Below are 22449 nucleotides of genomic sequence, written 5' to 3' on the forward strand. Positions count from 1 at the left end.
AGGCGCATGACTGCGCCTTTTATCTTATTAAAACTAAAAATCAGGTTATGCTGATGCCGCTTCGGCGTCAACCGTGGAAAACTCATCGAATATCTCCGAGAAACCTTCGTAATCTTCATCACCGCTGGGCGTGAAGCTGCGAATGCCCTTTTCTTCCACATAAGCTTTCAATTCGGGATGAACCTCCCCATCAGGGAATACAGCGATATCCGTAAACGATAGGGCGCCTTTGTATAGGTCCACGTACGATCCGTCGCCATATGGAGCAGCTTCCTCGGCAGAAAGATCCACCTGAGCGGCCATCTCGCCGTATTTCGCACCCAAGGAGCCAAACTCTTCATTAGCATAAAGCGAGTACATCACTTTCGCATCTTTAAAAGCAGGATCATCCTTGTAAGTGGTCTTGAGATAAGCCGGTACCATGGCCGAGAACCAACCGTGGCAATGCACCACATCGGGTGACCATCCCAGCTTTTTCACCGTCTCCAGCGCTCCCTTGCAGAAAAACAACGATCGCTCGTTATTGTCTGCAAAAAACTCACCCTTCTCGTCACGAAAAACCTTTTTCCGCTGGAAATACTCTTCATTATCCAAAAAATAGACCTGCATCCGTGCAGCAGGTAATGAAGCCACTTTAATGATTAGCGGATTATCATTGTTATCCACCACGATGTTCATTCCCGACAACCTTATCACTTCGTGAAGACGATTTCTGCGCTCATTGATATTACCAAAACGGGGCATAAGAATCCGGATTTCAAATCCTTTTTCTTGCATAGCTTGCGGTAACTGGCGTGTAATTTCAGAAATTTTACTTAGTTCAAGGAAAGGCGACATCTCATGGGTTACAAACAATATTTTCGTTTTTGCCATCTCCAATTGTTTTTTTATTTATCGAATAGTAAAATCGGTACACAAAGGTACGAATATTTTGTGGATTTTACAATTAGTTAGTTTTCACAACTTTATATTTCGGATTTATTTATGCAATTTTACGCCCTTATTTAACGTTTTACGGTGAAAATATTTAAAACCAAAGAGGAACTCCAAACGCATTTGTGTGCGCATAGACAGGTGGACGGCAAGGTCGCCCTTGTTCCGACCATGGGCGCATTACACCAAGGCCATCTCGCCTTGATTCAGGAGGCACAGCAGGTAGCTCAGCTCGTGGTATGCAGCATTTTTGTCAATCCCACACAGTTTAACGACCCAAAAGACCTCGAGAAATATCCGCGTCCTATAGAAAACGACATAGCGTTGCTTAACGCAGCAGGATGCGACGTTCTTTTTATGCCTAGCGTGGAAGAGATGTATCCCGCAGATGATAAACCTTGGCATATTGACTTAGGTAACCTCGATAGTATCTGGGAAGGTGAAAAACGCCCCGGACATTTTCAGGGCGTCACGCAGATCGTCTACAAGCTCTTCAACTTGGTAGAACCCGATATCGCTTGCTTCGGACAGAAAGATTTTCAGCAGGTGATGGTTATCCAACGCTTGGTGGATAGCAAAAAAATGCCGATACGCATTTTGATCTGCCCAACCGTGCGCAGTGCGAAAGGATTGGCCTTGAGCTCAAGAAACAGCCGCCTCTCTGATGAAGGAAAGATCAAGGCTTTATGCCTTTACCAAGCATTATCCTACATCAAAGACCATATCGGACAGCAATCGGTAGCCGAGGTCAAAGAGGCCGCAAACAAAATCTTGATTGCCGCAGCAGAAGTGACGGTGGAATACCTTGCTATCTGTGAAAGTCGTAGCCTAGAAGAAGTTTCCACCGTAGAGCCGAGCAACAGCTACGTTGCGCTGGTTGTTGCCTGGATTGAAGGCGTTCGTCTGATCGATAACATGATCTTGAGTTAGACATATTCTGTAGTAGTATATGCTTACCCCTTGTTTATCAATAAAAAAACAGCCAAAAAGTGGCTGGGTACCTATCAAGCATGCTTGGCTGGGCTTTCTGACACGGAGCATACAGATTTTAGAAAAAAATAAGGTAATTTTGCAGCATGTTAATTGAAGTAATGAAGTCAAAGATTCACCGCGTTCGTGTAACGCAGGCTGAATTGAACTATGTGGGCAGTATCACGATAGATGAAGATTTGATGGATGCGGCAAACATCGTCGCCAATGAGAAAGTGCAGATTGTAAACAACAATAATGGAGCACGCCTAGAGACCTATGTCATTACCGGCGAGCGCGGCACAGGCACCATCTGCCTCAACGGCGCAGCAGCGCGCATGGTGCAAGTGGGCGATATCGTTATCATCATTTCCTATGCACATATGACACCCGAAGAGGCAAAATCGCATAAGCCGGGCTTAGTTTTCCCAGATGATAACAATAAATTAATTGTATAATATCAAAAGCATTCCCTAATTTTATAGCGCTATCGATTTGGTAGCGCTATTTTTTTTGATGCATAAATTGACAACCACATACCGTTCCCTCATCGCTTACCTCTTAAGCGCTTGGACGGTCGCTATTATTATCAGCGGCGTGGTGTTTATGCACAAAGAGATCACCTCTACCGGTGAGATCATCACCCACGTTCACCCCTACGACTTTACGAAAAAAGGACAGTCGCACCATCACGAGTCGGATGCGGAGATCCAATACTTAAACGTCGTTTTTGCAGGCGCTTTCCTTGCGCCCACTCTACAGGTCTTCGAAATGGCCATCACGCCGCGCCAGCTCCACATACACTTTGCAGAGCTTGTGGCCACAACGGTGTCCCAGTCGATCTTCCATTATGACCTGCGCGGACCGCCCTCGATTGCCTAACATTCCCTACACAAGTTTAAATTTAATTACATCTCATCTTGACGAATCTTGCCAAAAGGTACGTTGTTGTGTTTACTAGGGCTTTTCGCCCCGTTGAAAACTATCTAGCGCAGTGTCCCTTTTTGCAAAACTTGCCGGCATGCTTGGCTCCCGAAGCTGTTCTATCTTCGGCTGTTGGCCCATGCTGAACGCTTTCGTGAAGACGAACAACACATCATTTAAAGCATTTTCACATCTATATACATGATCAACATATACTACAGGCTTTTTGCCCTTGTTCTTTTCCTCTCACCTATCCTTTTATTTGCGCAGAACAACCTCAGCGGCACCGTCACCACAGCACAGGGAGAGCCCGTTATGCAGGCAACCGTGCTCGTCGAGGGCAGCAGCATTGCCGCGGCCACCGATAGCCAAGGAAAGTTCACCCTAATGAAAGTACCACAAGACAAATCGACCATAGTGATCCGTGCGGTAGGCTATCAAACCAGCAAAAAGGTATTAACAGCAGCACAGAAAAGCGTCCCTATCCTCATCCAGCTGCAGGAAGACAACTTAGCGATCAACGAAGTGGTGGTCAGCGCCACACGCTACGGTATCGACCGACGTGAAGCCCCCGTTGTTGTCAACGTGCTCGGCCCGAAACTTTTTAACGCGACGCAGTCTGTCGCCATGTCGGAAACATTGGCCTACCAGCCCGGTGTGCGCGTAGAGAACAACTGTCAAAACTGTGGCTTTTCCCAAGTGCGGCTAAACGGACTCGAAGGAGCCTATTCGCAGATACTTATCAACAGCCGCTCGGTATTCAGCGCTCTAAACAGCGTCTATGGCCTCGACCAAATCCCGACCAGCATGATCGACCGCATCGAAGTCGTGCGCAGTGGTGGATCAGCCCTATTTGGTGCCAACGCTATTGCCGGGACGATCAACATCATCACCAAAGATCCCGTGGAAAACGATTGGCAGATCAAATCCACCAACTCGCTTACCGGCGGAAGCTCCTGGGATAATACCCTCGACTTTAACACCTCTTTTGTGGAGGACGACCTCATGAATGGGGTTACGTTCTACGGTATGCACCGCGACCGCCAGCCTTGGGACGCCAACGGCGATGGATTTACCGAAATAACCAAGCTGCGCAACACAACCTTCGGTGCCAAGGCTTTCTTCAAGCCTTCGGAATTTGATAAAATAACCGTCGACATGAGCGTGCTCAACGAGTTCCGTCGCGGGGGCGACCGCCTCGATTTGGCGCCGCACTTCAGCGACATCACCGAGCAGATACAGACCAACTCCATCATTGGTGGCATCACCTATGACCATTACTCCAAAGATTGGAAACATAAGCTATCGCTCTACGCTTCGGCGCAAAAAAGCAAGCGCGATAGCTACTACGGTGGCCTTGGTGGCGCTCGTACGCATCAGGATAGTGTAGTTGCGGCCAACTCTTATGGCACAACCGACGACTTTGCTATGGTGGCCGGCGCACAGTACAACTACAACTTCGAGCGCGATGTGTTCACCGCAGGTGTAGAATACAATGGAAACCGTACCGAAGACCAAATTCCGGCCTACCAGCGCAGCATCGATCAACGTACGCATGCCGTAGGCACCTATGCACAGTATGAGTGGAAGCTGCTTGACCAACTGAAGGCCCTAATGGGTGCACGCTACGACTACACCTATGTGGACGGCACCTATCAACTGCTAAGCAACACGCGTCGCTCAGACCAAAGCTTTGGCACCTTGAGTCCACGCCTAACCATCTTATACGACATCACCGAGGCCTTGCAGTTTCGCGGTGGTTATGCGCGTGGCTTCCGCGCGCCTCAAGCCTTCAACGAGGATATGCACGTCACCTCTATCGGCGGACAGCAGGTATTTGTGTTGATGGGCGAAAACTTAGAAACAGAATATTCCAACGCCTATACCGGCTCGCTGAACTATACGCGTAATTTTGGCAACACGCAGGCCAGCCTATTGGTCGAGGGATTTTTCACCGATTTGCAAAATCCGTTCACCACGGTAATGACCTCCGAAGAGGCGGACATTATCTTACAGGAAATGCGCAATGGTAGCCGATCCAGCGTATATGGAAGTAATATCGAGCTAAGCGTCGCTCCATCCAGCGCACTGAGTATCCAGGCGGGAGGAACCATACAACGCGCCAAATACAGCGAAGAGCAACTCATCTTTGAAGGCGAGACCGATGCCGACGATATCCGCACGACACGCTATATGCGCACGCCCAACGTGTATGGGTATTTGAATACCAACATCAAAGCGACCAAGCAATTCGCCGTCGATGTGACGGGCGTATACACGGGTGGCATGCTTGTACCGCACTACCAAACGGATGGCCGCATGATCGTTAAGGATGCACCAGACTTCATGGAGCTCAACCTCCGCCTAGGCTACACCTTTGCCGTTAAGAAAAACTTCAATGTAGAAGTGTTCACTGGCGTGCAGAATATGTTCAACGCCTTCCAAAAAGATTTTGATACCGGCCCATTTCGGGATTCCGACTATGTATATGGACCTACTAAACCGCGCACCTACACGTTCGGCGTGAAGATAGGCCATTTCCATTAACAATAGGCAGCGATGAGGGATAGTAGCAATCATCCCTCATCGCCTCCTAAAAAACAGTACGACATGAAACGATACCTGATTACCCTCCTTGCCTTCTGCGTCAGCATGCAAACCTATGCCCAACATCGGGAGGCGGTCAAGTGGATCTCCTTTGAACAACTATCGGAAGCGTTACGTGTAGATCCAAAACCCGTGTTCCTGTTTTTCCATACCGACTGGTGCGTGTATTGCCGAAAGATGGACAGCGCGGTGTTCACGGATCCGAAAATCATACATACCCTCAACAACGACTATCACGCTGTTCGCTTTGATGCGGAAAGTGTAGACAGCCTGTCCTTCGACGGACAGATCCTGACCAACAAGCGCTCCAAGAAAAGAAGAGGAAGCTACCACGATATTGCCAAAATCTTGGCAGCACGCCATGGCGATTTTATATTCCCCACCACATTGATACTAAGCCCCGACTTCACGGTAAAGCAGCGCTATTTTGAATATTTGAGTCCTGAGAAACTGTCGAACGCCCTGCAATAGCTTTGCGAGGGTATAGTTTGTTTGAGGTTTTTGCAAAAAATATAGAAAATAAATTACTCCAATCAAAACGAAAACCTGAAACGAAACTATATTGTATATTTATCAATATAATTAACAAATCATTTTGTAAGCAATCAGCATGTAAAGACCACGTATATTTGTTTGCATATGTAACCCTATTTCGTATTTATGATCAAGCAACACATACTGATTCTTGCACTGATTCTAGCCTGTGGTTTTCGTGCCCACTCTCAAGAGAAGCTGCAGATCAACGTTGCATCCGGTATTTCCATACAGGATTTTAGTTGGTCCATAGCAGGCAATGCCGACGGAACAAACCCAAATATATTATCTGAATTAAAGTACCAGAATATTGTCGGTTTAGGCCTCAGCGTAAACGGAAATTATAAAATTCTTCCAAAGACAAGCGTTATTTTGACGATTGAAAACAGGCAAACCCTTAGCGGAACAGGCAGTGACATTGACTATCAACATGACAACCGAACAACTCCAACTTATGAACTACATTTTAACAGCTCCAAAGGAGGTATGCAGCATCTACAAACAGGACTCGCCTACAATCTCTATAAAAATCCTTTTGTAACAGTCGATGCAAACGTCTCTTACATAAATACCTCCCAAACTTTTTCCATGACCTCGTCATCGGTGCCAAATCTTGACACCTGGTACAGCACACGCCAACAGGGTGTACAAGTTGGCACATCCTTCCATACGCATCTAGGAAGCAAACTACAGGCATTAGCAACTTTATCCTACGCCCTTGTTGATTATACGGGAATAGGAAACTGGAACTTAATCCCTACGTTTGAACATCCCGTCAGTTTTATGCAAGAAAGCAACGGAGCTCATTATGGCGGCTCTGCAGGACTATCCACAAAAATATCCTCCCGGATTTCTTTCTATATAGCGGGAGGATATTTTGCACAACAAATAAATGCCGGAAGAGACCGAACTTTCTTACGAAACGGAGTAAGACAGGTAACGAGATTTAATGGAAGCCGAGCGGCATCCATCGGATCCAGTCTTGGACTACAGATTAACCTATAAAAGATATAATATCTAGTTTTACAAAAAACCGGTAAACGACAAGCTTGACGCAAAAATTGGTATTCATAGTTTACGGATTAAATATATTCGTCGATACATACCGAATTGCAAGTCTATCACCGACAGTAAAGCCGCTTCCCCAACTTCTGCCACAACTATTGCCATTAAAAATTGAAGACGGATCAGGATTTAAGGACGTATTATTTGTATTGGGAACTGTATATGCGCCGTAAGTGATTGGGCTACCATCACGATTAGTAATCGAAAAGAATTCACCTTCTCCATATTGTCTCCAATTGGTATGTCTTATGCCAATAGCATGGCCTATCTCGTGAGCAATCAGTGTTCTCCTTTGAGAAGCATTTAAGTTTCTCCACTGGAACAAGTTAATATTAACTGATTCTCCTACAACTAATTCAATAGTAGCTATACCCCAGTTCATTGTTGGCCATGAAGCAAATCCACAGATCGTACTAGATTCATTATATCCGCGAAAAACTAAGTCAGCTCCAGCTTCAGTGTAAACTCGTGTCATAGTAACGCGATTGGGCATGACGTTCCTTATTTCACTAATACCGCTTAGGACGTCTCTATGGTGAGTTAAGGAGTTCGCAATAAAGTAAGTAAACGAACGCAATAGATACCCTAACGCACCAATACTATTTGGTCGAATAACCGCCTGTCTAGGCTGCGTTTTAAAAAGCTCCGACCTTTTTAATAGAATATCTTCCTCGACAAAGATATCTTCTCCTTTAATAATCGCCGTCGCTGTATCAAAACCAAGTTTAATGAGAGCAGCTTTCACATTCGACAGGTCCTCTTGCTCCTTTGAGACGACTGCGAGATTTTCTTTTTTACAGGACTGGACAATAATTGCACATAGTAATCCAGCGATAAATAAAACTTTAAACTTCATAATACATATGTTTATATGGTAAAACAATGGTTAAATATAAACACATTTTGTTTCAAAAAATATTGATTAAAAACATTTTATACAGAAAAAAAATACTGCAGTAAATTCAAAACAAACAACTAAAAATCAGATTTTTAAACAAATAAAAAACTATATTCCAAATAAAAAATCTGATATAATTACAAATAACAAAATCGCTATAAATTTCCCGATAGTAAATTCACCAAAACATTTCTATCAAATAACTTCTAAGCTTCGTCACAACCAATAGTCGTTACATTTCATTTAAACTATCCATTAAAACTATTCATCATTTTTTTTATGTTTGCTGTAGCAAAACGGCAAACATATCGTTCTAACCACAAAATGTATTCAAATAATTTTATGAACATCCTACCTAAACTAGCAATTATCGTTACACTCGCTGTGGCAACTTTTTCATCTTGTTCAAAAAACAATGATCTAGATTACGAAAAAGCACTAGAAGAACAACGAATTCAAGACTCCATCAATAACGCTCGCATACAGAAACTACTGAAAGAACAAGCTCCGGCGATCAAAGCTTTTGCGGACGCGAATTTGGTGAATGCGAAACTGGATACGGCTACCGGTATATGGTACCAATTAGTTCAAGCTGGAGATGATGCATCCTATACCTATATGGTGATGAACAATTCACTCGTCGTCCCTAACATTACGGCCAAGTATAAAGGCACCTTACTTGACGGGACAGTTTTCGATCAATCACCGATTGATAAGGACTTTACCTCGTCTTTGCGTAATGTAATCGGCGCATGGCAATTGGCTTTCTTCCCTAAATCGATTAGTGTTAATGGAAATACCTACAAGGTGGGAGGTTTGACAACGAACGGATTAAAAAAAGGAGGTAAAATCAAGTTTGTTACCCCCTCTCCTTGGGCTTATGATGCGCAATCTATGGACAAAATTCCGGCCAATTCACCGCTATATTTTGAGCTCGACGTCGTTGATGTTAAATAAAAATAAATAATAAATCGTGCTGTTGTAGCATGCTAACAAAAAACAGCGTTATATTCAATTGAAAAAGACTAGAGATATTTATGAAAAATCTATTTAAACCATTAATCGCATTCGCTGTAGTTGCAACTACCTTCACGGCCTGCATGGACAAAGGTGACGACATTGACTATGAAGGTCAGGCTTTGGCTGAAGAGAGAAGATTCGATTCTGTATTAAATTCACAAAGAAACGCGATACAAGCCTATGTCGCAGCCGAATTTACGAACCCTGTGACAGATACTACATCTATAAATTTGCCAAGATTGGGCAAGAAGGTAACTCGTGGAATGTACTATGAGATATTATCTGCACCGTCTAACAATACGTATGAATACAAATACAGCGGTAGCGGATTTGTTGTCCCAACTGTAAAATTGAAATATTCCGTATCGACATTAAGCAAAACCGTTGTTCAAAGCGATGCTACAGGTGGAACTTACACATTGAACTACAATAATGCGGCATTCAGCTTCGTTTGGCTTTACTCATTTTACCCTTATTCAATTTCTTACAACGGCAATCAAGTAAAAATCGACCAATTGGGAGGACTTACAAAGGACGGACTGAAAACAGGAAGTAAGTTTCGCGTGATTTCTCCGTCAATTTGGACAGAGACCAACGCTTCATCATCGACTATCCCTGCAAACCAACCTTTGGTTTACGAATTTGAAGTAATTTCCATTGAGTAATAATATTATAAATACATTAACAAAAAGCTATCCTTAGAGATAGCTTTTTTTGTTGTCAATCAGTTTACATAATGCTCTCCTACTTCCCTTTAAACTTCGATTTCGTCAATATATCCTGTGCATCGGTATTGGCTAGCAACTGCGCTAAAGTAATTTCAGGGTTTCGCTCCATATATTGTCGCACAATTTGCCAGCCTAAATACGTTCCGAGCTTCGGTGCCGACTCATTATTTTCGCCGAGCTCGGCGGTGAACGGTCCTTCCGTGAAATAGCGCTGTATACGAAGATAATCCGTACTGTAGAGCAGATCTTCCTGCAGAAACCAAGCCCACACTTCCGGCTGATAAGCTTTGGCCCATTGCAACTGCGCATCGCTGTAGCCAATCTTAAGCGTATCTGCCGTATGGGGCAACATAGAGTCCAATGCCAAAAGCAATTTCCCTTCGTAAAGCATATGTTGCAGCGTATTTCTATCGGTTTCACCTTGTGGGATGAGCTCCTGTCGCAATACACTTTCCACAACACGGGGTGCGATGTATGCGGGAGCAAAGCGCTTGGAAAGATAGCGCGGAATAGTCTTCACCAAGGCAGGATAAAACTCCGAATCGGCGCCGAGAAACATATCGAGGCCGATGCCAATATACCCTTCCCCAATGGGTACCTGTACAGAAAAGCCCGAGAAAAAGGAGATAAAGCGCGGCACCGTGTAATTGGGAAAGTAATATTTTACGTACTTGAATGCTTGCGTGAGCTCTTTCTCCTGCTGTTTCATATCGGGGTATACCTTTGCGACAGCAGCTTTTAGCGCAAGGAAGTCTTTTTGCTGCACAATGTAAGCCAGATTCTTCTCTACGGTTTGTGGATCTCGCGGATCGCCTGCCTCCAGCATAAAGGGAACATAATCCGCATAAAAAGCACCATAGCTGGATGACCAGCGCGCATTTGCAGTAGCCAACTCTTCAGGCTCTACCTTACTCAAGGCCTGATCAAACCGTTCTATTTTAATATCTACGGGAATATGATCCACAGGAGGCAATTTCTTTTCCTGCCGACAGCCTGCGCTGCAGAGCAGCATAACAAACAGAGCGAACGGTATGATCTTTTTTGGCATCCTTGCTAATTTTTTGTGTTACGACAAAAGTAATTATTAATTTTACATATATAAATCCGTTAGCAATGACTCCATATTTCAAATTTTTATTTTTTCCCGTCCTTTTCTTCCTTTTCTCCGTTCATACTACGAAAGCACAGTATTACAGTTACGATAAGAACATCTCCTTGGGACTAACGTTTAGTCCGAACATGAGCTGGTTAAACTATCAAGATGGGGATAGTCGCGAGAGCAGCCCGAAAGTAGGCTACGCTTATGGTCTTGTAGCCGATCTGGGATTTGCCCGCAACTATTACTTCTCAACAGGACTACTGATCAACACACTGTACAGCCAGTCTACTGCCAACGGAAATGCAGACCTAGTGGAGGATAAAACGTATCGCCTACAATATGCAGAAGTGCCTTTAGCCATCAAGCTAAAGACCAATGTGGGAGGTGCCGCTCGTTTTTACGGACAATTCGGATTCACCGCAGGCGTTAAGGTTTCCGGAAAAGAGCGCGTAGAAACATCTACAGGCTATCGCGCTATCGATGGCGATGACATCTTTAGGCTCGGATTGTTGATCGGTGCTGGCGCCGAATGGAGGCTGACAAACAGCCTATCGGCCATGACCGGCTTATCGTACAATAATGGCTTTACCCGCACAATGAGAGATGGTAGCCCCAAGCTATCCTATTGCGCATTGAACATTGGCTTATTATTTTAAGGAACATTGACTTTACAAACGATGAAGATAGCATTAGCGCAATTAAACTACCATATTGGCAACTTTGCCGATAACAACAATAAAATAATCGACAGCATCGAACGCGCCAAGACAGATGGCGCTGATTTGATTGTATTTGCAGAACTTGCCGTGAGCGGTTACCCCGCCAAGGATCTACTACGCAACCAGCGCTTCTTGGATCAATGTGACGCAAGCCTACTGGAAATTGCCAAGGCCTGTCAGGGCATCAGCTGTGTAATTGGCGCGCCGGTGCGCAATACCGATCCAGAGGGCAAAGCCTTATACAATGCGGCGGTGCTTCTTGAAGATGGCGCAATCAAGTCTATCACCAAGAAAAGCCTACTGCCCGACTACGACGTGTTTGATGAATACCGTTATTTTGAACCCAGCGCCACTGTATCCTGTATAGATATCCGTGGCGAGAAGGTGGCACTAACGATCTGTGAAGATTTATGGGACGATGAGACCTCCAACAACTATGTTGGCGACCTGATGGCCGAGCTCCGCAAGGAAAACCCCACAGTGATCGTCAATATCGCGGCCTCTCCTTTCTCGTACGTACACTTCGAAAACAGACTGCAGGTATTAAAGCGAAACGTCATCAAGGCGGGTTGTCCGCTGGTATACGTCAATCAAATTGGTGCGCACACTGATATTATTTTTGATGGCCGCTCCCTGGCCTTGGATGGACACGGTGAGATCTTGGCCGAGCTCAAAGGCTTCAACGAGGATTATCGACTCGTCGACATAAAGGCGCTTGCCGAGAAAAAAGAACATCAAAAAGATGGAGAAATAGCCTTGATCTACGAAGCCTTATTGTTAGGGATACGTGATTACTTCCACAAATCGGGCTTCAAGAAAGCGGTATTGGGTCTATCCGGCGGAATAGACTCGGCCATTGTTGCGGCACTGGCCTGCGAAGCGCTTGGCGCTGAAAATGTAATGGCCATCTTGATGCCGTCCATCTACTCGAGCGATCACTCCCTGAAAGATGCCCTTGACTTGGTTAACAACACAGGCTGCGCACACCGCATCATCCCGATCAAGGATGTCGCATCGGCCTTTGACGTTACTCTCGCAGAGACATTTGCGGGCAAAGAAGCCGATCTCACCGAAGAGAATATCCAAGCACGCATCCGCGGCACGCTGCTGATGGCCTTCTCCAATAAGTTTGGCCACATTTTGCTCAATACGTCCAACAAGAGTGAAGCTGCTGTAGGCTACGGCACACTTTATGGTGATATGGCGGGATCACTCAGCGTTATTGGCGATGTCTATAAAACGCAGGCCTATGCCTTGGCCAACTATATCAACCGAGAGCGGGAAATTATTCCGACGAATACCTTGGTGAAACCACCCTCTGCCGAGCTGCGCCCCGGCCAACAGGATTCCGATTCGTTGCCTCCCTACGATATTTTGGACAGCGTGCTGTACCAGCTGATCGAGCTCGAAAAATCGGCATCAGAAGTCGTTCAATCGGGTTTTGATGACGCCTTGGTATCGCGTATTGCGAAACTGCTCAATAATGCAGAGTTTAAACGTTTTCAGGCGCCGCCTATTTTGCGTGTCAGCCCCAAAGCATTTGGCAATGGGCGGGTAATGCCTTTGGTTGCAAAATATACATTTTAACATTAAACCATTGGCAAGCAGCTCCGTCTAACATATATACAACGATATTTTATGAAAAAGTTAGGATATATTTTCGCACTCAGCTTATTCGTACTTTTGTCTTCCTGTGCATCAACGCAGTATAACACGACAAAAATGCAGACCCAAGATTTTGGGCAGTACAAAACCTACGGATGGCTTCCTCCGGTAGATTCCCTATCGAAGAATTATTTCAATAACGATATTGCAAGAGCCAATATCTTGAATACAGCAAACAAAGAACTGGAATCTTTGGGTTTAACTTATTCTAAAGACAACCCAGACGTACTATTTCGCTACATCCCCATCGTAAACAACAAAAGCCGTTTGGTTTACCATTCCAACGTAGGTTGGGGCGGCATGGGACCATGGGGTTGGGGCATGGGCTGGGGCTGGGGTATGGGCTGGGGAGGCGGCTACAGCTACCCGGTTGGTAGCGAGAAGTTCCGTTATGCACACCTTATCATCGAAGCCCTAGACAGACAGAGCAATGCGGTAGTGTGGCAGGCAAGAGGTTCTTTTGATACCAAACAGCCTGAACGCGCCATCAACAAGTTGCCTAAAGTTGTTAATGGTATCTTTAAGAATTTCCCCGTCAAGGCAAGACGCTAGTTCGGAGGAAGCTTCAATAGATACGAACACGTATAAAAAGATAAAAGGCGAAGCAATCTGATGCTATATGCATGTAGATTGCTTCGCCTTTTTTTATCTCGCTCCCTAAGATTCAGTGTTCTTAACGCCTCCCAAAATCAATAGTCTTCCGTTGTCCATTTCGCCAAATAATTTCCATGGATGCAGCATCGATTCCATCGGTTTTAACTTCACGGATGGGAAACAATTCCTTGTTAGTCCATTTCTCGCCCGATCGCTTCCACAGCATCAAACAGGCTAAATTTGTGCCTGCAGCGACCTCTTCCTGTACATTGATTACGCGGCTTTCCACGGCTTCAGGATGTAAGTTTTTGCAGGAAACCAGCTCCGGAGCATGCCATCCGAGCAAGGAAACAAACGCCAATTGATAAACACCATTATCCATAATGATCGCTTCTTGTCCCTTGTACCTTACCGTTTTCTGCTGTATCGTGTTGCCCGGCAACTGAGGCAAGGCATAGTGTCCTAAACGAATGACTTGGTTTTTATCTCCCGCAAAGCGATCGACCCGAAGGATGCCGTTTGCCAAGCAGAGGTCGGCTAGTTGCATTTTAACCGTCTCATCCGACGCTAGGACGGCATCCCGATAATATACCTCCTGCTCGTATTTCTTAAAATTGTACATACGCAACGACTCCCAACCTTTTGCCGTTTTGAACGTATAATTCATCGCAATCTCCCCCTGCTTACCATCTGCCTGCCAAGGAAAGGCGCTATTATAAGCCAGCTTATTATAGTTTTCTGTACCCTGGTAGTAGCCGGTCTGCTTACTGTTGCACCATGCCCGCAGTTCTGCTGCCCCAATTTGTTTGTAATCTGTTGTCAAGATATTCGAACCTTCGGCAAAGGTCAGGAATGGCTTTTCTTGCGTTATTTGCTTATCCCAAGCGCCATTATTCTCTGTGGCAGACCAAAACACATTATCTTGAGGCAGCAACAAGCCTAGAAAAAATTTACCCAACCAGTATACACTACCCCGACAGCTATACTCTTGCACTGCCGGATCAAAAGCACCATAAAAGCCTAGGGTAGGTACGCCTTCATCCAAAAATTCCGGATGTTGTAAGAACTGTAGTAGAGATCCTGAAGCAATACGGCGCATCCAGCCGTAGTTGATCGACTGATCTTGCAAGGTGCCCAATAATGGAAAGGTAACAGCGGCGCCCATGCGGTAGGAAATGCTGCGTCCCCACATAATCATTTTACCGTCTTCAGCAAACATATACGGGTAATAGTTAGCCATATCTCGTAGATGCGTGCGAAAATGCGCGGCATATTCCGGATAGATTTTATCGCCATAAAACATCGTCCATAGTGTCCCGTACATTTGGAAAGCCCACATGCTGTAGTAGTCGTAGTATGGACTATCCGTATACCATCCCGCACCACGGTAGTCTGCCAAACATTTTTCTAAAAGCGACTTTAGACGTTCTTGGTCAATGGCATAGCCCTTTTCGTTAAAGAAGCTCAAAATCATGATGTTGAAGAAGCGCCAGTTCATATCGATGGTAGGGCCATTGCCATAGCTCAGCATGGTTTTGGCCAGCGCATCTTTGGTTTGTTGATCTAGCGGATCCCATAGTACCTCTGGGGCGGCGGCCAAGGATACCGCAAGCCCCCCAAACTCCACCAACTTTTGGCTTGGCCCGCCCTTCGCCGGCAGCGGCTCTATATAGGTATCCGAGCTAGGATCCAACATACGTTTGAGCTGATGCCGGTAATAGGCGCCCAAATCGATGCCGGCAATCTGTATGCCCGGTTCCTCTCTTAACAAGGGGATTGCCACAAACAGCGTCCTGCAAAGTCCCTCCATCTTCTCTGTAGCGGTATGTTTACCATCGCGAGGATAACTGCGACCGGCTTGCTTAGGAAACTGCATGGGGCTGTCCATATGGGGCACATGGCGAAAAGCACCTTCCAAAAGATAGCGTGCAGCATCTTTCCAATGCTCGCGGGAGACCCCCGTTTCAGGACTGCGCTGGTAATCGGGATGCACGATCTGGAAAACATCAGCTGTCTGTTGTGCTCGCACAGACAGCAACAACAGCATAAGCATACTTGCTAAAGCGACGCGAAGTGCACAGGTATTTTTTAATACAAAGCGGAAATAAACCATAGTTACGACAAATAAAATTAAAACTTTGGCGTCCATTGTAACACCTGCACCATTGTAGGAGCAACATCCAAGAGGCCTTCACCATCCTTTTGGTCAGTTTGCTGAACGAACAGTGAAAGTTGCTTGCGGCTACGCCACAGCTCCGTGTCATAAGTCGGCTCCCAAGCGCCGAGTGTCTGCTCGGAGATATCGAATAGTTCATATTTCTTGGCTTCAATCCGGTTGAGTTTATATACAGACGCTCGGCTACCACGCTCTTTATCACGAAACAGCAAGCATATGGATGCCTTACTCCCTTTGCCCTTGACCAACAGCTGCGGACGGGAGATCGGAATCTCCTTGGTGCCGTGGCCACTAAGTGAGAACGGTACTGTACGGAAATCCAAGGATTTGAGCTTCCATTGGCCATCTACATAATACATGATCTTATATTGTGGAATCTTACTGTCGGCCGCACGCCAATAGCTGGCAATAAATGGATTTCCCGCTTCATCGGCCGACATACCGGTTTGGTTGATTAGTTCACTCTTCTCCGGGATACGCAACGCATACTCTGCAGTGGAAGCCGTAATGGGAAGAGCATAGCGCTCGCCGCTTGTCCGTTGCCAAGTCAAACCACCATCTTTAGAACAGGCATAGGCCATATCATGGTTGCTCGCCACATCTGGACTTTCCCGCCACACCCAAGAAATATGAATGGTGCCTTTATTGTCAATATATGCTTGCCAATACGCATTACGTTTTCCTTCGCCATTGATCAGGTTGGTATGCAAGCGTTTCCAAGCACGCTCACCCGTATCATAACTGTTGATCACCAAATTACCGGATCCCGATCCTCCATCGCGGTAGAAAAACAAAAGGTTGCCATTGGGCATACGGAAAAACTCCGGATAAGTGACGGCCTTCTCCTCCGTGCCGATCATCGGTTCTTCTGCCCCCAAGCTGAGGGTACCAGCTGCGGTAGATCGTGCATAGCGCAAACGCCCATTGTGATGATCCCAAGCCACATGTAGGAAGCCCGTACCATCAAGCATGATGCTGATGACGTTGTGTGCATCCTTTGCATTGCCCTGATAGTTCGTTTTCGCTAGCTGCCACTGCGTACTGCTCAACTTGCGTTTGCCCAGTATTACAAATCCATCCGTATCATAATAGGCAATGTACTGCAGGGAATCATTGCTCACCAATGAATTTTTGCGGAAGACCGCCGTGTTCACCGTATTTTTGGCCCAGCCTTCACCAACGTTCATGCTGCTGATTTGCTTGTGCTGAGCCTGCGTCGCAGAAATCGAGCAAAGCATCAAACCGATCGTCAGGGATAGTGCGGCATATTTCGTTCGTATGTTCATTTTCATTCTTTAATAACCTATACTGTAATCTTTTTTCGCATCGTCTCCAGACCATATCCGCTTGGCACTCCAAGGCAGTTCTTCCGCCGTCCAAAATGCGTCATCTGCGGAAAGCCCCAAGGGGAGAAATAGAACTGAACAGAGGTAAGGGCTGCCTTGATTGTTATAAAAATCACCCAAACCGGGCTGATCACCATAGAGACCGATAGTTAACCAACCGTCTTTGTAGGTAGACGGGCTTTGCATCGTCTTGCGCAACATCGCTGTTAAAGCACCCCGAACCTGTCCCACGGGCAACTCATCAGGCAGGCGTTTTTTCCAGGCCATGTCCGCCAAATGGTGGAAAGCGGCCCCGCGATAGATGATCGAACGTCCAGAGGGAGGAAAGCTGCCGTCGGCATTGATCAGGCGCTCCTGAATAATAGCATAGCGCTGATTACGTTTCTTTATCTTGCCAAACATGTCGTTATAGGCCTTTGTCTTTGTTTCTACGACATCCATAATGCCTCCCAAAAAAGGATGGATGACAAAACTGTTGTAGTAATCGTATGCATAATGCGGTCCATCCATATACATCCCATCCCCCACATACCATTGTTCCAGCTGCTGCAATGCGTAATCTACGCGCATGACATCCCAGTCATAACCAAATTTGGCTAAAAAAGCCTCATTCATGGCTGAAAAGAGGAGCCAGTTGGAAAAGACGGGTTTAAAGCGCCGCGTCGTACGAATAGCATCCGCCAAGCGATCTTTGGTGCTTTGGTCCAAGTTTTCCCACAACCAAGGGCAGCGCACCATCGCCGCGGCTATAAAAGAGGCATCCACCAACTGCTGCCCCCCCAGATCGAAGCGCATGAAATCACGGGCATTGCTGTCCAATGCATTTTTTAGCCCTTGGATGGTCCATGTCCTATATTGCTGCCGGAGCTTCTTTTCTTCCGCAGGGCCATCGTCCAGGGCCAACCAAGGAGATATGCCACACAGCACACGGCCGAGCACTTCAACATACTGAACCTGAATACGGTGCTCCCGATTATCCACATTTTTAGAGGTCACTTGCGGCATGCCTATGCGCAGGCTATCGTGTGCCAAGAGGCGAATCACCGGACGCGCCATACGGTCCATTTCGTGGATCCAGTAGGCACGGTCATTTTTTGCCTGTGCCTGAACGGTTATGGGCATCAATCCCACCATCCACAACAGTGTTATAAAAACCAACGTTACTTTCATGTCTATATTCGACTTTATCTTTAAGATAGGCTTCTCAAAAGAAATTCCATTTGAGAAAGCCTCCATATATCTACTTCTTGAGGTGGCGATACATCTCAACCCCTGCGAGAAGGAAAGCGCCTACACCAAAACTTGCCGTAGATTGCGCATCGACCACCTGCCCGGGGATGGCTTTCTCGCCAATGGGCTGCACATACCCCACCCGTCCATCAGGCTGCAGCGCCGCGTTGCTAAGGAAGCTCCAGCCTTTCCGGGCAGCTTGTTCGTACTCCTCTCCTTTAAAAAGGCCGTGGTTTATTCCCCATAGCAGGCCATAGGTAAAAAATGCGGTGCCACTCGCTTCTGGCCCCGGCGCATGTTGCGGATCGAGCATACTGCGCGTCCAATATCCGTCCGTTTGTTGACTAGTAACGATAGCTTTAGCCATCTCTTGGTAGCGCTTGATGTAGCTTGCGCGATCGGGGTGGTTCTTTGGCAAGTCTTGCAGGACCTTCGCTAAACCAGCAAATACCCATCCATCACCACGCGCCCAAAAATCTTTCTTGCCATGCGCACTCTTGTGCTTGGGATACACATACTTGGCATCCCGGTAATACAAAGCTTCTTCTTTGTCGTACATAATGCTATCTGCATACTGCAAGTAGCTGTGCAACTTCTCCAAATAGATCGGATCCTTGGTATGCTTGTATAGCTTGGTCATTACGGGCATCACCATGTACAATCCGTCGGCCCACCACCAATAGTCATTGTTGGGCGTATTCACTTGGTATTGCATAACCTCCAACACGCGGGCGATCTTATGAGGCTGAGGATCCAACTTGTACAGGTCCAAATAGGTTTGGAAACAGATTTGCCAGTCGCCAAACAACACGTAATCGTCGGTTTCACCGTAGCTATATTTCCAGTTTTTTTTATCGTCGGATTTTGCGCCCTTCCAATCGTTATGCTCGGCCCAAGCTGTGGAATAGGCCAAGTAGTTCTTCTCTTTGGTCAACTTGTAAAGCTCCATATTGCCGGTATGGTAAGCTGCCTGATCCCAAAATGACCATACTTGGGGTTTGTGCTCGGCTTGCCAATGCTTGTTGGCGCGATGGAGCTGCGCTAATACATCTTTTTTCTTAAAGGATTGTCCAAAGGCTACACTATAGGTGAGTAAGCAACACACAATTAGATTTACGTACATTTTTTATTCGGTTAAACGTTTATTTTATAAATGGCGGCTCATCGTCCACGATGAATACGGTCACGCTGATTGATGAAGAAGCATCCACCAGTGTAGACAGCGTATTACAAAAATAGGATTTCGCTAAAATCACGATGTTCAATTTCAGCTTATTTATTGTGTAAAAATGATTCAAATCCGCTTTTTTAGGTTAACAAACGTCGCTATATTAATAAATGTACAAAAAACATTTAAAAAATTTAGCCACATTCTATATCTTTATCCCGTCGGCTGCTATCGGTTGTTACAGACTCTTTATTGCGATCGACAAAACGAGCTAGATCGTTCAACGATTCGATTAGAACCAAAAGAGAGCATACTATTTTTCGCCTATGTCTTTACATAACATCCTTCTTGCATTTTGCATGGTCATTTTTAGCGGCCAACTTGTACAGGCACAAGTTCCAAAGCACCTGGAATATTTTGATTTGGCCGATGTGCGCCTACTCCCGAGTGCCTTTAAACGGGCCGAGACGACGGATAAAAACTATTTACTGACCATGGATGCCGATAGGCTATTGACACCATTCCTTCGTGAAGCGGGCTTGCCGACCAAGAAACCTAGCTACAGCAATTGGGAAAACACGGGACTTGATGGCCATATCGGAGGACATTACCTCTCCGCCCTCGCTTTGATGTATGCTTCCACAGGAGACACAATGATCAAGGAGCGCCTCGACTACATGATCAAAACACTGAAGCAATGCCAAGATGCTAATGCCGATGGATACATTGGTGGTGTGCCTGGCGGAAAAGGTATTTGGCAGGATATCCGGGCAGGCAAGATCAAAGCTGGAGGCTTTAGCCTAAACGACAAATGGGTGCCGCTTTACAACATCCACAAGACCTACGCCGGACTTCGGGACGCCTATTTGTTAGCTGGCGATACCACGGCGAAAAAGATGCTTATTAGCATGTCCGACTGGGCGATACGACTTGTTGAGCAGCTTTCAGAACAACAGATTCAGGATATGCTGCGCAGCGAGCATGGCGGTTTGAATGAAACTTTTGCGGACGTTGCCGCTATTACGCAAGATCCGAAATATATACGACTGGCACGCCAATTTAGTCATCAAAGCATATTGGATCCACTGCTGCGACAACAAGATAACTTAACCGGCATGCATGCCAATACACAGATTCCGAAGGTATTGGGCTTTAAACGCATAGCGGATGTAGCACAGGATAGCAGCTGGAATAATGCGGCACGTTACTTCTGGGACAATGTAGTAGAACATCGATCCATTGCTTTTGGAGGCAACAGTGTAAGCGAGCACTTCAATCCAATAGATGATTTTTCGAAAATGGTTCATAGTGTTGAAGGACCCGAAACCTGCAACACCTACAATATGCTTCGATTGACCAAGATGCTTTATCAAAGCAATCCACAGGGAAAATATTTGGATTACTACGAACGTGCGCTGTACAACCATATTCTCTCTACCCAGCATCCCGAACATGGCGGCTTTGTTTACTTCACGCAGATTCGTCCGGGGCACTACCGCGTGTATTCACAACCGCACAGCAGCATGTGGTGCTGCGTAGGCTCGGGCATGGAGAACCATGGCAAATATGGAGAAATGATCTATGCGCACAGTAAGAACGACTTATTTGTGAACCTTTTTATCCCCTCCCGTGTGCATTGGCAGGAAAAAGCTGTTGTGATAGAACAGGTCAATACATTTCCAGAGGAAGCATGGACGGAACTGCATATCGATCCGGCAAAAAAAACGACATTTACCTTGCGTATTCGTAAACCGCAATGGTTAACGGGCGAAGCTGTGGTTACTGTCAATAGCAAGCCTTATACATCGGATAAAAGCGACAGCACATGGATCAGCATCCGCCGTTCATGGAAGAAGGGAGACAAAGTTCGTATCGACCTGCCGATGGGTATCCATACGGAACAATTGCCAGATCATAGCAACTACTACAGTATCCTATACGGGCCGATTGTGTTGGCCGCACGGAGCAACAACGGCGACACGCCCGGCCTTCTAGCTGACGACAGCCGTATGGGCCATGTGGCACAGGGGCGTCAAATTCCCCTGAGCGAGCTGCCCGTATTAAGTAGCGAGCCTAGCGCCATACCGCAACTGGTCAACGCGCAAGTTGACAAGCCCCTGCACTTCACGCTTTCGGGTGTCTATCTAGGGCGGGAAGCAGTGCAGATGACCTTGGAGCCCTTCTACAAGATTCACGATAGCCGATACATCATGTACTGGCCGCAAGCCACCGCCACGGAATTGCACAATATGCAAGAAAAGCTCGCACGCGACGAACAAGAAACTTTAGCACTGGCCGCCAGAACCATGGATCGGGTGGTATGCGGCGAGCAACAGCCAGAATCAGATCATTTTATCAAAGAAGAGCAGACGACAGCAGGCGTCTTCGACGATGTGCGTTGGCGAGAAGCCAAAGGGTGGTTTAGCTACCAGCTGAAAAAAGAAAGCGACAAGCCCACACAACTCTATCTCAAATACCTCGCCGAGGGGCAGGATCGCATAACCCAGCTGCTGGTGAACGACGAGCTGATCGGCCAAGTAGAAGCTACAAATAGCGCAGGAGATGACAACGTGAGAACAGTCGTCTTTGATCTTCCTGACAGCTTCAAGGCCGCTAAAAATATCCAGGTGAAAATAGCCGCGAAGGGTTCGGTGCAAACACATAAAATACTGGAAGTACGTTTGCTAAAGCCATAGGAAATTAATACGCGAAAAGTAAAGCTGGAACTTGGTATCCGGCTTTTTTTGTATATTTAGAGGACTAATACTTTACCC

General features: G+C 46.2%; 19 protein-coding genes. 12 read left to right on the top strand and 7 right to left on the bottom strand.

What is annotated here, in order from left to right; genetic code table 11:
* Positions 1-45: 45 nt before the first annotated feature.
* A complete protein-coding gene (locus tag SCB77_RS08565) occupies positions 46-873 on the bottom strand; it encodes a glycogen/starch synthase (protein ID WP_320186013.1) in 828 nt (275 codons plus the stop codon).
* A gap of 144 nt (positions 874-1017) precedes the next feature.
* Here SCB77_RS08565 and panC point away from each other — a divergent pair, with 144 nt between their 5' ends.
* The 6 genes from panC (at position 1018) to SCB77_RS08595 (ending at position 6972) form a co-directional block, all read left to right on the top strand.
* Positions 1018-1863, top strand: a complete 846-nt coding sequence (panC, locus tag SCB77_RS08570) for a pantoate--beta-alanine ligase (RefSeq protein ID WP_320186014.1) — start codon at positions 1018-1020, stop codon at positions 1861-1863.
* Positions 1864-2009: 146 nt separating this feature from the next.
* Positions 2010-2360: an aspartate 1-decarboxylase gene (panD, locus tag SCB77_RS08575; RefSeq protein ID WP_320186015.1), complete on the top strand. Its 351-nt coding sequence runs from the start codon at positions 2010-2012 to the stop codon at positions 2358-2360.
* A 58-nt stretch (positions 2361-2418) separates the two neighbouring features.
* Positions 2419-2784, top strand: coding sequence for a hypothetical protein (locus SCB77_RS08580; RefSeq protein WP_320186016.1), 366 nt, complete (start codon positions 2419-2421; stop codon positions 2782-2784).
* Between the two features lie 243 nt (positions 2785-3027).
* The gene (locus tag SCB77_RS08585) at positions 3028-5373 is read left to right on the top strand and encodes a TonB-dependent receptor (protein ID WP_320186017.1); all 2346 of its coding nucleotides are present in this window, start codon (positions 3028-3030) and stop codon (positions 5371-5373) included.
* Positions 5374-5436: 63 nt separating this feature from the next.
* Complete coding sequence (locus SCB77_RS08590) at positions 5437-5904, top strand: thioredoxin family protein (RefSeq protein WP_320186018.1); 468 nt, start codon at positions 5437-5439, stop codon at positions 5902-5904.
* 189 nt (positions 5905-6093) lie between these two features.
* Positions 6094-6972: a hypothetical protein gene (locus SCB77_RS08595; protein WP_320186019.1), complete on the top strand. Its 879-nt coding sequence runs from the start codon at positions 6094-6096 to the stop codon at positions 6970-6972.
* 70 nt (positions 6973-7042) lie between these two features.
* Here SCB77_RS08595 and SCB77_RS08600 read toward each other — a convergent pair whose 3' ends face one another.
* A complete protein-coding gene (locus SCB77_RS08600; RefSeq protein WP_320186020.1) occupies positions 7043-7888 on the bottom strand; it encodes a M57 family metalloprotease in 846 nt (281 codons plus the stop codon).
* Between the two features lie 384 nt (positions 7889-8272).
* On the opposite strand from SCB77_RS08600, the gene SCB77_RS08605 reads away from it, so the two are divergent.
* Complete coding sequence (locus tag SCB77_RS08605) at positions 8273-8887, top strand: FKBP-type peptidyl-prolyl cis-trans isomerase (RefSeq protein WP_320186021.1); 615 nt, start codon at positions 8273-8275, stop codon at positions 8885-8887.
* 80 nt (positions 8888-8967) lie between these two features.
* The gene (locus SCB77_RS08610) at positions 8968-9615 is read left to right on the top strand and encodes an FKBP-type peptidyl-prolyl cis-trans isomerase (protein WP_320186022.1); all 648 of its coding nucleotides are present in this window, start codon (positions 8968-8970) and stop codon (positions 9613-9615) included.
* Positions 9616-9694: 79 nt separating this feature from the next.
* Here the strand turns inward: SCB77_RS08610 and gldB are convergent, their stop codons facing one another.
* Positions 9695-10726, bottom strand: a complete 1032-nt coding sequence (gldB, locus tag SCB77_RS08615) for a gliding motility lipoprotein GldB (protein WP_320186023.1) — start codon at positions 10724-10726, stop codon at positions 9695-9697.
* Between the two features lie 65 nt (positions 10727-10791).
* On the opposite strand from gldB, the gene SCB77_RS08620 reads away from it, so the two are divergent.
* The 3 genes from SCB77_RS08620 to SCB77_RS08630 are packed head-to-tail and all read left to right on the top strand — an operon-like array spanning position 10792 to position 13713.
* Positions 10792-11433, top strand: a complete 642-nt coding sequence (locus SCB77_RS08620; protein WP_320186024.1) for a porin family protein — start codon at positions 10792-10794, stop codon at positions 11431-11433.
* Between the two features lie 21 nt (positions 11434-11454).
* Positions 11455-13083, top strand: coding sequence for an NAD+ synthase (locus tag SCB77_RS08625; protein WP_320186025.1), 1629 nt, complete (start codon positions 11455-11457; stop codon positions 13081-13083).
* A 51-nt stretch (positions 13084-13134) separates the two neighbouring features.
* Positions 13135-13713, top strand: coding sequence for a DUF4136 domain-containing protein (locus SCB77_RS08630; RefSeq protein WP_320186026.1), 579 nt, complete (start codon positions 13135-13137; stop codon positions 13711-13713).
* A 121-nt stretch (positions 13714-13834) separates the two neighbouring features.
* Here SCB77_RS08630 and SCB77_RS08635 read toward each other — a convergent pair whose 3' ends face one another.
* Genes SCB77_RS08635 through SCB77_RS08650 form a run of 4 tightly spaced genes read right to left on the bottom strand, consistent with a single transcriptional unit; the run spans position 13835 to position 19630 of the window.
* On the bottom strand, positions 13835-15868 hold the full coding sequence (locus SCB77_RS08635) for a DUF2264 domain-containing protein (protein WP_320186027.1): 2034 nt from the start codon (positions 15866-15868) through the stop codon (positions 13835-13837).
* 17 nt (positions 15869-15885) lie between these two features.
* Positions 15886-17217: a BNR repeat-containing protein gene (locus SCB77_RS08640; protein ID WP_320186028.1), complete on the bottom strand. Its 1332-nt coding sequence runs from the start codon at positions 17215-17217 to the stop codon at positions 15886-15888.
* Positions 17218-17226: 9 nt separating this feature from the next.
* Positions 17227-18513: a DUF2264 domain-containing protein gene (locus SCB77_RS08645; RefSeq protein WP_320186029.1), complete on the bottom strand. Its 1287-nt coding sequence runs from the start codon at positions 18511-18513 to the stop codon at positions 17227-17229.
* Between the two features lie 4 nt (positions 18514-18517).
* Positions 18518-19630: a glycoside hydrolase family 88/105 protein gene (locus SCB77_RS08650; RefSeq protein WP_320186030.1), complete on the bottom strand. Its 1113-nt coding sequence runs from the start codon at positions 19628-19630 to the stop codon at positions 18518-18520.
* A gap of 371 nt (positions 19631-20001) precedes the next feature.
* Between SCB77_RS08650 and SCB77_RS08655 the strand changes: the two genes are divergently transcribed.
* Complete coding sequence (locus tag SCB77_RS08655) at positions 20002-22371, top strand: glycoside hydrolase family 127 protein (RefSeq protein ID WP_320186031.1); 2370 nt, start codon at positions 20002-20004, stop codon at positions 22369-22371.
* Positions 22372-22449: the final 78 nt, after the last annotated feature.

The organism is Sphingobacterium bambusae (assembly GCF_033955345.1).
GTDB lineage: Bacteria > Bacteroidota > Bacteroidia > Sphingobacteriales > Sphingobacteriaceae > Sphingobacterium > Sphingobacterium bambusae.